At 65.1% G+C, this 9,105-nt stretch carries 7 protein-coding genes; 6 read left to right on the forward strand and 1 reads right to left on the reverse strand.

The features are described 5' to 3' along the window. Positions 1-11 precede the first annotated feature (11 nt). Entirely contained in the window at positions 12-725 is a 714-nt protein-coding gene (locus IYY11_RS19510) for a DUF1007 family protein (protein ID WP_196405410.1), read from the reverse strand. 205 nt (positions 726-930) lie between these two features. Here IYY11_RS19510 and IYY11_RS19515 point away from each other — a divergent pair, with 205 nt between their 5' ends. From IYY11_RS19515 to IYY11_RS19540, 6 genes are all read left to right on the forward strand, one after another. Continuing rightward, positions 931-4,446 carry an indolepyruvate ferredoxin oxidoreductase family protein gene (locus IYY11_RS19515; protein ID WP_196405411.1) on the forward strand — a complete coding sequence of 1,172 codons (3,516 nt, stop codon included), beginning with the start codon at positions 931-933 and terminating at the stop codon, positions 4,444-4,446. A 193-nt stretch (positions 4,447-4,639) separates the two neighbouring features. Next, positions 4,640-5,434 carry a cobalt-precorrin-6A reductase gene (locus IYY11_RS19520; RefSeq protein WP_196405412.1) on the forward strand — a complete coding sequence of 265 codons (795 nt, stop codon included), beginning with the start codon at positions 4,640-4,642 and terminating at the stop codon, positions 5,432-5,434. After that, complete coding sequence (locus IYY11_RS19525) at positions 5,431-6,888, forward strand: cobyric acid synthase (RefSeq protein WP_196405413.1); 1,458 nt, start codon at positions 5,431-5,433, stop codon at positions 6,886-6,888. The genes IYY11_RS19520 and IYY11_RS19525 overlap by 4 nt, the downstream gene beginning before the upstream one ends. Then, complete coding sequence (gene cobD, locus IYY11_RS19530) at positions 6,885-7,910, forward strand: threonine-phosphate decarboxylase CobD (protein WP_312029757.1); 1,026 nt, start codon at positions 6,885-6,887, stop codon at positions 7,908-7,910. Before IYY11_RS19525 ends, cobD begins: the two co-directional genes overlap by 4 nt. Then, positions 7,900-8,625, forward strand: coding sequence for a 5,6-dimethylbenzimidazole synthase (gene bluB, locus IYY11_RS19535; protein WP_196405415.1), 726 nt, complete (start codon positions 7,900-7,902; stop codon positions 8,623-8,625). The genes cobD and bluB overlap by 11 nt, the downstream gene beginning before the upstream one ends. 163 nt (positions 8,626-8,788) lie before the next feature. After that, positions 8,789-9,061: a hypothetical protein gene (locus tag IYY11_RS19540; RefSeq protein ID WP_018407313.1), complete on the forward strand. Its 273-nt coding sequence runs from the start codon at positions 8,789-8,791 to the stop codon at positions 9,059-9,061. Positions 9,062-9,105 lie beyond the last annotated feature (44 nt).

Raw genomic sequence — 9,105 nt, forward strand, 5'->3', positions numbered from 1 at the left:
CCGCCCAGTCTTCACGGACAGGCCACGATCGCGCGCGTCGCCAGCTTCATGCCGAAATCGGCTCCCGGCGACATGTTCTGAAAGAACGCTTCGCTCAGTTTCTGGTTTTCATTCGCCACCAGCGGCGCAGGTTCGACGAGACTGAGCGAGCATCCGGCCGGCGCCCCCGCGAGCGTCACGGGATCCTTCTTTTCCAGTCCGAAGGAGACGAAATAGGTCGGGTCATAGACCTGAAAGGAGAACGGTTTCTTCGCCGCCACCGGCGTCCGCAGCGGCAGGAAGAAGCGCAGCGTGACGAGCTTCTTGTCATTGGCTTCGAGCGTCACCTTCTCCGGCTCCTTGAACGCAAGCTTGGCGTTGTTCTGCTTGGCGAAGGTGAAAAACTCGAATTCGGCCAGCGATTCGACGTTCGTCCTGGCGAGCGGGGCGAGTTCTTCCCGGGTGGGCGGCTTGCCGTCCTTGCCGAGCCCCTGTACGGCATAGGCCGAATACATTTCGTCGAATTCCCAAGCGTGTTGAACGCCCGAGATTTTTCCGTCGGGCGCGAATATGACCTCGCTGCGCACCGCCACCCAGACATGGGGGTGCGCGAAGGCCGCGCCGATTCCGAGCGCCGTCGTCAAAAGGATGAGAATCGAGCTTATTTTCAGCTTCATGCGAGTCTCGCGCTTATGCGGCGAAGGCGGCGAAAACGCGGCGCAGGCTCCCGCTTCGAGCCTGTGCATGCTAGCAGATCCGTCCTTGAAAAGGCGCTTCCGTGTGGCATAAGGTGGCGGATATAGAATCGGCGCTCATGGGGCGCCTCTGCGGCGGAAGGCCGCCCGGCTGGGTCTTTGAACCGGATTCGTTCACGGGTTGATCCTTGCTTTTAGCGTGTGAGCGCAAGAGTCCCAAGCGCGCTTCGCCCCGATTTCTCGCAGGAGAGCAGTAATGGCGGACATCGCCGCCGGCGACGCAAAGACCGGCTCCGCCTTCGCCGAGGCGTCGCTCTCCGATCGATTTGATCTCGACAGGTCGCGCGTTCTGATCACCGGCACCCAGGCGATCGTGCGCATGCTCCTGATGCAGAAGGAGGCGGACCGCCGCGCCGGCTTGAACACCGCGGGCTTCGTCACCGGCTACCGCGGCTCGCCGCTCGGCGGCGTCGACGCGCAGATGCATAAGGCCAAGGCGCTCTTCGACGCCAATAATATCTTGTACATGCCCGGGCTTAACGAGGATCTCGCCGCGACCGCCGTCTGGGGCGCGCAGCAGGCCGAGATGCGCGGCGAAGGCAAATATGACGGCGTTTTCTCGCTTTGGTACGGCAAAGGTCCAGGCATCGACCGCAGCGGCGACGCCTTCCGCCACGTCAATCTCGCCGGCACGTCGCGGCATGGCGGCGCGCTGGCCCTCATGGGCGACGATCACACCGCCGAATCCTCAACCACCGCGCATCAGTCCGATTATCATTTCGTCGATGTGATGATCCCGATCCTGTCGCCGGCCGGCGTGCAGGAAATCCTGGATTACGGGCTTTACGGCTTCGCCCTGTCGCGCTTCGCGGGCGTCTGGGTCGGACTGAAGCTCCTCAAGGATACGGTCGAATCGACGGCCTCGATCGACGGTTCGCTCGACCGCATCCGCCCGATCATCCCCCCATCTTTCTTCATGCCGCCGGGCGGCCTCAACATCCGCCCCGGCGATCCGGTGCTCGCGCAGGAAGCGCGCATGCAGGAGAGCAAGCGCGACGCGATGCTCGCCTTCATCCGCGCCAATCGGTTGAACCGGATCATTACCTCCGGCGGCGCCAATCCGAAGATCGGCGTCATCACCGTCGGCAAGTCCTATCTCGACGTGCGCCAGGCGATGGACGATCTCGGCCTCGACGAGGTGAAGGCGAACGATCTCGGTCTGCGCCTATACAAGATCGCCGCGCCCTGGCCGCTGGAGCCCCAGGGTCTGCGTGAATTCGCCCGCGGCCTCGACCTCATCATCGTCGTCGAGGAGAAGCGCTCGCTCATTGAAGTGCAGCTGCGCGAGGAATTGTACGGCGCGCCGCATCAGCCGCTCTGCATCGGCAAGAAGGATGAGCGCGGCGAATGGCTGTTCCCGGTCAAAGGCGCGCTCGACTCCAACGACGTCGCCATCGCCATCGGCCGACGGTTGTTGAAATATCATTCGCTCGACGAGCTGGAGGCGCGCGTGCGCCGGCTCGAAAAGCTGCAGGATCGCCGCCGGACGATGACCGACGTCACCGTTCGCGTGCCGCATTTTTGCGCCGGCTGTCCGCATTCGACGTCGACCCATGTGCCCGAGGGCTCGCGCGCCTACACCGGCATCGGCTGCCATTACATGGCGCAATGGATGGACCGCTCGACGGAGGGCTACACCCATATGGGCGGCGAAGGCGCGAACTGGATCGGCGAAGCGCCGTTCTCGACGCGCAAGCATATGTTCCAAAATCTCGGCGACGGCACCTATAATCATTCGGGGTCGCTCGCCATCCGCTTTGCCGTCGCGACCAACACCAACATCACCTTCAAGATACTCTTCAACGGCGTCGTCGCGATGACCGGCGGCCAGAAGCATGAAGGCGAGCTGACCGTCGAGACGATCGCGCGGCAGGTCGCGGCCGAAGGCGTGCAGAAGATCGCCCTCGTCTCCGATGAGCCTGGCAAATATGCGCCGACGATCGGCTGGCCGCCGGGCCTGACGATCCATCATCGCAATGTCCTCAATGAGGTGCAGCGCGATCTGGCGCAAACGGACGGCGTCACCGTACTGATCTATGATCAGACCTGCGCGACGGAAAAGCGTCGCCTGCGCAAGCGCGGGCTGATGAACGATCCGGATTCGCGCGTCATCATCAACGAACTCGTCTGCGAGGGCTGCGGCGACTGCGGCACGGCGTCGAACTGCGTCGCGGTGCAGCCGGTCGAAACCGAATTCGGCCGCAAGCGGCGCATCGACCAGTCCGCCTGCAACAAGGACTTTTCCTGCTTGGAGGGGTTCTGCCCCAGCTTCGTCACCGTACATGGCGGGCGCATGAAAAAGGCGCCGGTGCCCTCGACGCAGGACGACGGCGGACTGCCGGCGTTGCCGGAGCCTGCGATCGCGGAGATCGGCGCCGTGCCCTACGGCGTTCTCATCGCCGGGCTTGGCGGCACCGGCGTCGTCACCGTTTCCGCCATTCTCGGCATGGCCGCGCATCTCGAGGGCAAAGGCGTCGGCGTCATCGATATGGCCGGCCTCGCGCAGAAGGGCGGGGCGGTCTATTGCCATGTGAAGATCGGCCGCACGCCGGCGGACGTTCACGCCATCCGCATCGCTGCGGGCGAAGCCGATCTTCTGCTCGGCTGCGACCTCGTCGTCGCCGGCGCCAAACAAGTGCTCGCCGCCGTCGAGCAGGGCAAGACGGCGGTGCTCGTCAACAGCGCCGAAGTGTTCCCCGGCGACATCGAGCGCAATCCCGACTTCGTGCTGCCGTCCGAAGAGATCAAGCAGGCGATCCGCCGCGCGGGCGGGCCGGAGTCGACCTTCATCGACACCACGGCGCTCGCGCAGGCGCTGCTCGGCGACTCGATCGCCGCAAATATTTTCATCCTCGGCTACGCGTGGCAGAAGGGCTATCTGCCGCTGTCGGAAGCGGCGATCCTGCGCGCCATCGAACTGAACGGCGAATCCGTGCCGATGAATCAGTCGGCCTTCTTGTGGGGCCGACGCGCCGCGCATGATCTGAGCAGCGTGCTCGCCACCGTCAAGTCGCTGCGCCAGCCCCACGGCGATCGCGCGAGTTCGAAGACGCTCGAGGAAATCATCGAACGTCGCGCGGCTTTTCTCGTCGGTTACCAGAACGAAGCCTACGCCGCCCGATATCGCGCACGCGTTGAAAAGATCGCGAGGCTCGAAGCTGCGCGCGCGCCAGGCTCGCGCGAACTCACCGAGGCGGTCGCCCGCTATCTCTACAAGCTGATGGCGACGAAAGACTATTATGAAGTCGGACGGCTTTATACGGACGGCGCCTTTCAACGACAGCTTAAGGAAACTTTCGAGGGCGATCTGCGCCTCGAACTGCATCTTGCGCCCAACTTCCCGTCCCTACAGCGCAAGACCGACTTCGGCGGCTCGCGCAAGATCACCTTCGGACCCTGGATGTTCAAGGTGCTGCGCCTGTTGGCGCGGATGAAGACGCTGCGCAACACCTGGTTCGACGTCTTTCGCTTCGACCACGACCGCGTGGTCGAGGGCAGGTTGCTGAAGGACTACGAAGCGCTGCTCGACGAATTTGCCGCTTCGCTGACGCGGGAAAACCATGCAAGCGCTGTGGCGCTGGCGCGGGTGCCCGAATACATCCGCGGATTTGGCCACGTCAAGGCGCGCCACATCGCGGCGGCGGACGCCGAGCGCGAGCGGCTCATGGCCGAATATCGCCAGCCAACTGCGGTGAAACTCGCCGCCGAGTGAGCATCGCCGGGACTAAGCGGTGATATAAATCCGACCGCCAGCGCCTCGGGGCTGTCATTCCCGACGGACCGAAGGTCCGACCGGGGATCCAGTATCGCGATAAGAGTCTGGATTCCCGATCGCGCTTCCGCGCGTCGGGAATGATATTCGCGAAAACTTCGATTGGGTTGTTGTGACGCGCGTGAATGGATTGATGGAATTCGGCCCGAAGGGTGCAGACTCGGCGTGCGCTCTTTCGTCCGCTTCGACCGAGCGCCGCCGCGCGCTCGTGCTCGGCGGCTCGAGTGAAGCCCGCGCGCTCGCGACGCGCATCGCCGCCGACCCGCGTGTCGCAGGCGTCATTTCGCTCGCCGGACGCACCAGCGCGCCGCTCGCGCATGATCTGCCGGTTCGCGTGGGCGGTTTCGGCGGCGTCGAAGGATTGACGCGCTATCTCATCGACGAGCGCATTTCGCATGTGATCGACGCGACGCATCCTTTCGCCGCGCGCATCTCCGCCAACGCCCGCGCCGCCTGCGCCGTCGCCAACGTGCCGCTGCTCGTCCTGACGCGCCCGCCATGGGTGCCTGCGCAGGGCGATCGCTGGATCGACGTCGACGACAACGCCGCAGCGGTAAGCGCGCTCGGCGCCGCGCCGCGCCGAGTCTTTCTTGCGATCGGCCGGCAAGGCGTCGCCGATTTTCGCGCCGCGCCACAGCACGACTATCTCCTGCGGGTGATCGAACCGCCGCAGGCCGCCGACCTGCCGCCCGCCTGCGAGGTGATCTTCGGCCGCGGTCCCTTCGCGCTCGAGGATGAGATCGCGTTGATGCGTGAGGGGCGCATCGAGATCGTCGTCACCAAGAACAGCGGCGGCGCGCTCGCCTACGCCAAGATCGAAGCGGCGCGGACGCTCGGGCTTGATGTCGTCATGATCGCGCGTCCGGCAAGCGCGGACGCCGCGACGACGCATAGCATCGACGCGGCGATGGCTTTCCTCGAATCATGAGCCGCACGCTGATGATCCAAGGCACGGGCTCCGACGTCGGCAAGTCGCTGCTCGTCGCCGGGCTCGCCCGCGCCTTCGCCAATCGCGGCGTCAGGGTCGCGCCTTTCAAACCGCAGAACATGTCGAACAACGCCGCTGTGACCGCCGACGGCGGCGAGATCGGCCGCGCCCAGGCCTTGCAGGCGCGCGCCGCACGGCTTACGCCTCGCATCGACATGAATCCCGTGCTGCTCAAACCGCAAGGCGCGTCGGGCGCGCAAATCATCGTGCAGGGACGCGTCGTCGGCCAGGCGAAGGCGCGCGATTACCAAGATTTGAAGCCACGCCTGATGCAGCCTGTGCTCGAGAGCTACGCGCGGCTGAAGGCCGAGGTCGAGCTTGTCATCGTCGAAGGAGCCGGCAGCGCCGCCGAAATCAATCTGCGCAAGAACGACATCGCCAATATGGGCTTCGCTCGTGAAGCCGACGTTCCGGTCGTGCTGGTCGGCGACATCGACCGCGGCGGCGTCATTGCGCAACTCGTCGGCTGCAAGGCCGCGCTCGGCGATGATGACGCGGCGATGATCGAAGGGTTCATCGTCAACAAGTTTCGCGGCGACGCCTCGCTGTTCGACGATGGACTGCGCTTCATCGAAACGCGGACCGGCTGGCGTTCGCTCGGCCTCGTGCCCTTTTTCGAGGCCGCGGCGCGGCTTCCGGCAGAGGACGCATACGGGTTGCGTATGCAAGGCCAGGATCAATGCGATGGCGTGGTGATCGCCGTTCCGCTCCTGCCGCACATCGCCAATTTCGATGACCTCGATCCGCTGAAGGCCGAACCCGGCGTGCGCCTGGTCTTCCTCAAGGATGGAGAGCCGCTGCCGCCGGAAACGCAACTCGTCGTCCTGCCGGGCTCGAAAGCGACGATCGCCGATCTCGCGGCGCTGCGCGCCAACGGCTGGGACATCGACATTCTCGCGCATGTCCGTCGCGGCGGCCGCGTCTTCGGCGTCTGCGGCGGCTATCAGATGCTCGGCCGCGTGATTCGCGATCCGCTCGGCGTCGAAGGCGCCGCCGGCGAAGCGCAGGGATTGAGTCTCCTCGACGTTGAAACGACGCTGACGGGAGAAAAGACGCTGACCCCCGTCAACGGCCATGCGCCGCTTTTCGACGCGCCGTTCTGCGGCTACGAAATGCATGTTGGCGCAACCAACGGTCCCGACTGCGCGCGGCCGGCGCTGCAACTGGCGGACGGGCGCGCGGATGGCGCGATCTCGCGCGACGGCCGCGTGGCCGGCGCTTATGCGCATGGGATTTTCGCGGATGATTCCTTGCGCGCGGCGCTGCTGCGCACGCTTGGCGCGCCGCCATCCTCGCTGCGATACGAAGAATCGATCGAAGAGACGCTCGACGCGCTTGCGGCGCATTGCGCGCGCCACATCGATCTCGACGCGCTGTGGGGGATGGCCCGGTGACGGCGCATTCCGCAATTGGCGCGCCGCCCGTCGTGGCGCATGGCGGGCGGCTCGACGCCGCGCGCCGACTCTATCCGAACGCGCCGCAGCCCTGGATCGATCTGTCGACGGGCGTCAATCCGCGCGCCTATCCGCTGCCGCCGCTCGCCGATGATGCGTTTACGCGGCTACCCGACGATGACGCTTTCGCCGCGATCGACAGCGCCGCGCGCAAGGCCTATGGCGCGCCCGCCGGAATCGACGTGGTTCCAGGCGGCGGCGCGCAAGCCTTCATTCAGATGCTGCCGCGCGTTTTCCCAGCCAGACGCGTCGCGATCCTCGGCTTTACGTACGCTGAGCACGCCGCCTGTTGGGCCGCATCGGGCGCGCACGTCGATACGGTGGAAACATTGGACGCGCTTGCAGGCGCCGACGTCGGCGTGATCGTCAATCCCAACAACCCGGACGGACGCAGCATCGAGCCGCAGGACATTTTGTCCGCCGCCGCGCAGATGTCGCAACGCGGCCTGCTGATCGTCGATGAATCCTTCATGGATTTCACGCCGGAACGCAGCGTTGCGCGTTTCGCGCAGAACGAGAGCCTCGTCGTGCTGCGCTCCTTCGGCAAGGCTTATGGGCTTCCCGGATTGCGGCTCGGCTTCGCGCTCTGTTCGCGTGCGCGCGGGGCGAAGCTGCGCGCGGCGCTCGGACCCTGGGCCGTGTCCGGTCCGGCTCTCGCCATCGGCGCCCGCGCGCTTGCCGATGACGCGTGGCGCGCGAACGCCGCGCGCGCCTGCGCGGGCGACGCTGCGCGTTTGGACGCGCTTCTGATACGGGCGGGTTTTCACATCGCGGGCGGAACGACGCTGTTTCGGCTGGCGGCGCATCCGCAAGCCGCTCGCTGGTTCACGCATCTCGCCGCGCGCGGGATATTGAGCCGAGCCTTCGCCGAACGGCCAGACTGGCTGCGGTTCGGACTGCCGCGAGACGAATCCGCCTGGGCGCGGCTCGCCGCGGCGCTGGAGAGCGTCGATGGCGGCTGAGGCGCCAAAGAAGCCTGATGAGCAGCAAGCGGATCTGGCGCCTGCCGGCGCCTTCAGCGAGGCTGAGCGCGCCGCGATCTATCGCGTCATCCACGCGCGCCGAGACGTGCGCGACGAATTCCTTCCCGAAGACGTGCCGCGCGACGTTCTGCTGCGCATTCTCGACGCGGCCCATCATGCGCCTTCCGTCGGCTTCATGCAGCCATGGAACTTCATCGTCATCCGCGACGTCGAGAAGCGGCGCGCCGCCTATGCGGCCTTTCAACGCGCCTGCGAAGCCGAGGAGCAGGCGCTGGAGCCGGAGCGCCGCTCGCTCTATCGCAGCCTCAAGCTGCAGGGCATCGTGAAAGCCCCCCTCAATATCTGCGTCACCTGCGATCGCGCGCGGTTCGGCGCAACCGGGCTCGGACGCACGCAGCAGCCCGACACCGATATTCTGAGCACCGCCTGCGCTGTTCAAAATCTATGGCTTGCGGCGCGCGCCGAAGGCGTCGGCGTCGGCTGGGTGAGCATCGTCAAGGATGCCGATCTGCGCCAGATCTTTAACATTCCCAAGGAGATCGCCATCGTGGCCTATCTCTGCGTCGGCTATGTCGCGCAGGCCTATAGACTGCCGGAGCTCGAAGCGAAACGCTGGGCCTCGCGGCTGCCTTTGGAGAATCTGATCTTCGAGGACAGCTGGGGAGAACTGGTCGCTTCCACAAACCCGCCTTAAATAACTGAAAGGCTGAGCCCGGCTTCCCTGTGGACTCCTATCGCCAACGTGTTAGCGTCACTCATCTTTTGGCGTGATGTTAAGGGTTGGCGCGTTAGGACTTCCAGGATAGTCGAAGCTCCATCTCGGGGGCGTCGGAGACGCGAACATGGCGCCGGTTAATATGGAACAGCTGTTCGACAAAGACTTCCCCCTCGCCAACAACACCATTCTCACCGTCACGGAAGTGCCAGACTGCGAAGAGCAGCTGCTGAAACTGTTCGAACGCGCCATGCTTCGAGGTTTCGACAGTCACGCGCGGCTCACGCAGATCCAGCTGCCGATGGAACGGTTTCCCGATCTCGATTCCAAGTTCTGGCACGTCCCGATCGAGGATTGCGGCGCGGCCCAGGTGCTGCGCTTCTTCTTCGCGGCGCCACAACCGCCGGCGCACTGACCTAGAGCAGGTTCCGAAAAAGTTGACAGACTTTTTCGATGAGA

It is taken from the genome of Methylocystis sp. H62, assembly GCF_015709515.1.
Classification (GTDB): domain Bacteria; phylum Pseudomonadota; class Alphaproteobacteria; order Rhizobiales; family Beijerinckiaceae; genus Methylocystis.